This is a genomic window from Caballeronia glathei, from assembly GCF_000698595.1.
GTDB classification, from domain to species: Bacteria; Pseudomonadota; Gammaproteobacteria; order Burkholderiales; family Burkholderiaceae; genus Caballeronia; species Caballeronia glathei.
On record NZ_JFHC01000199.1, the window covers coordinates 1 to 2,249 of the forward strand.

2 protein-coding genes are annotated in these 2,249 nt (G+C 59.7%); both read right to left on the reverse strand.

Going from position 1 to position 2,249, the window contains the following annotated elements:
• Positions 1–446: hypothetical protein (locus BG61_RS38210; protein WP_051673103.1), on the reverse strand; the 446-nt coding region annotated here is incomplete at its 3' end.
• A 619-nt stretch (positions 447–1,065) separates the two neighbouring features.
• Positions 1,066–2,244 carry a monovalent cation:proton antiporter-2 (CPA2) family protein gene (locus tag BG61_RS38215; protein WP_035938258.1) on the reverse strand — a complete coding sequence of 393 codons (1,179 nt, stop codon included), beginning with the start codon at positions 2,242–2,244 and terminating at the stop codon, positions 1,066–1,068.
• Positions 2,245–2,249: the final 5 nt, after the last annotated feature.

Genomic DNA, 2,249 nt, shown 5'->3' on the forward strand with positions numbered 1-2,249 from the left:
GCGCCGACGAAATCACCACTCACAAAATTCGCCCGGGGTGGCAGCGTCGAGGCTGCCGCGAGGCGCACGCGGATCCGCTCGAGATCGGCATCTTCGACGAGCCGCTCCAGTTTCTCAGGCAATGCACCGCGCAACGCCCGTACAGCGACCGTCTGATCCTGCTCGCGCTTAATGGTCTGCGCGAGTTGCAGGCGCTGCCCTCGATCGGCGAGCGTACGTACGAGATACATCACGGCGTCAGCGAGGCCCCACGCAAGATTGCATCCGAGTGCGGCGAAGAACATCTTATACCCCTCATCTTCGCCTGCCGTGACCGCCTTGACGGCGCCGACGAACGTCAGTGCCATGAACAGACCAAAACATATTTCGCAGACACGGTCGACGGTATTGAGAACCGGTTCGCGCCGTTCGGGTTCGGCGCGTCCGGCCGGCATGATAGTGCTCATATGGCCTCGACTCAATGTAGGTAACGAGACGTCGCAGCTAGCTGCTAACAAGGGCCGTTGGTACGAGCAGTATATGAAAGAGTCGACAGTTCTGGTTCCCTTATTTTGGACTGGGAACGCCGGGGGCGGCGCAAGAGGCCCGAGGCCGGCTGGATACGGCTGGACCGTCCATCGCATGACGGAGTGGATGTTCGCAAACAAGTCACGCTCTGCCACATGACGGCTGTGCTTCCTGCGGGGCCCGCGGCGTGCTTTCTCCGGTCCTCATTAAGCCAATAAAGAGAATTCCCCGCAATCGGCGCCATTCGACATCGATACCTGAGCCTTCCTATGATTGGACGGGGTCGCACGTTTTACTTAAACTTGAGAACTCCACGTACGGAATGCGGCGCCTTGTTTGCCGGCGCGCTCCCCCCTGAAGAGGGAGTCAATCATGCTACACAATATACGGGCCGTCGCTCCGGCCAAGGTCCTGTGGTGGTACTCATCCGCCTACGCCGGTATGCGCGTTTCCGGCGCAACGTTCAGGAGTCGGCAAATGCCGCCAATTTGCCTAGCCTGGTCGCGTTGGCCAACGTTTAGGCCACTGCTCCACCTGCGAAGCGCAGCGTTCCTTGCGCTACGAACCAGCCTGATTCCCGGCGGTGCTGGCACCCAGCAGTTTGCGATGAGCAAGGAGGAGAAGCGGAGTCGTTGCCATCGATAGTGCAACGACGACGGTGACAACAGACAGTTGTTCGACGTGGATCAGATTGGCCGACTGTGCCGCCCCCATTACGACAAAGGCGAACTCCCCGCCCTGCGAAAGCAGGATGGCGAAGTGGGTTCGATACTCACGCGGCAGGTTGACCCGGTTCGCCAGATACTTGAGTGCCAGAAACTTGCCTCCAATGACGGCAATCACTAGCAGGGCCACAAGCCATGTCTTGTCCGCCAGGACCCCAAAATCGATCGTCATGCCGACTGCAATAAAGAAGAGCCCAAGCAGGATGCCTTTGAAGGGCGCCATATCGGATTCGATCTCCTCGCGGCAATCGGATCCCGCCAGCAGCAGTCCAGCCATGAAGGCGCCAAGGGACATCGACAGGTGAACGACGTGCATCAGCAAGGCGATGCCGATGACCCAGAGCAGCGCAAAGACGGTGAAGATCTCGCGCGTCCCGCTCCGCCGGATCATGCGCAGGATATATTTCAGCAGGAAACGCCCGCCGACGAGCACCACGGCGATCATGGCCAGTGCCTTCCCGGCGGCGAGCCAGCCGCCCGACGTGCTTGCTTCCTCTGAGACCGGCGCCAGCAGCGGCAACAGGGCAATCATCGGAATGGCAGCGATATCTTGGAACAGGAGGATTCCAAAGCTCGTTTGCCCAAGCGGCGTATCCATCAGGCTATTCTGCTCGAGGATTGCGATCACCATCGCAGTAGAAGACAGGGACAAGGCAAATCCCGCTGCCACACCCACCCGCCAAGGGACGCCAAAGGCGATGAAAATCGCGGCCAGCAACGTCGCACACAAAACTACCTGGGCCGCGCCATAGCCAAAGATGGAGCGGCGCATCGCCCACAACTTGTCAATTTCCATCTCGATGCCGATGATGAACATCATCAGCACGATGCCCAGTTCGGATATGTCCAGGATCGAGTGGACGTCCGTGACGAGCCTCAGCCCCCAAGGCCCGATCACGGCCCCAGCTACCAGGTAGCCAAGCACCGAGCCGAAGCCGAAGCGAACGGACAGTGGCACCGCGATCAATGCCGCCGCCAGGAATATCACCGAGTCAGCCAGCAATTGTTCCATCACTA

What these genes read in the sequence shown, in the direction of transcription:
- BG61_RS38215 (WP_035938258.1), bottom strand. Translation starts at nt 2,244, where the DNA reads ATGGAACAATTGCTGGCTGACTCGGTGATATTCCTGGCGGCGGCATTG.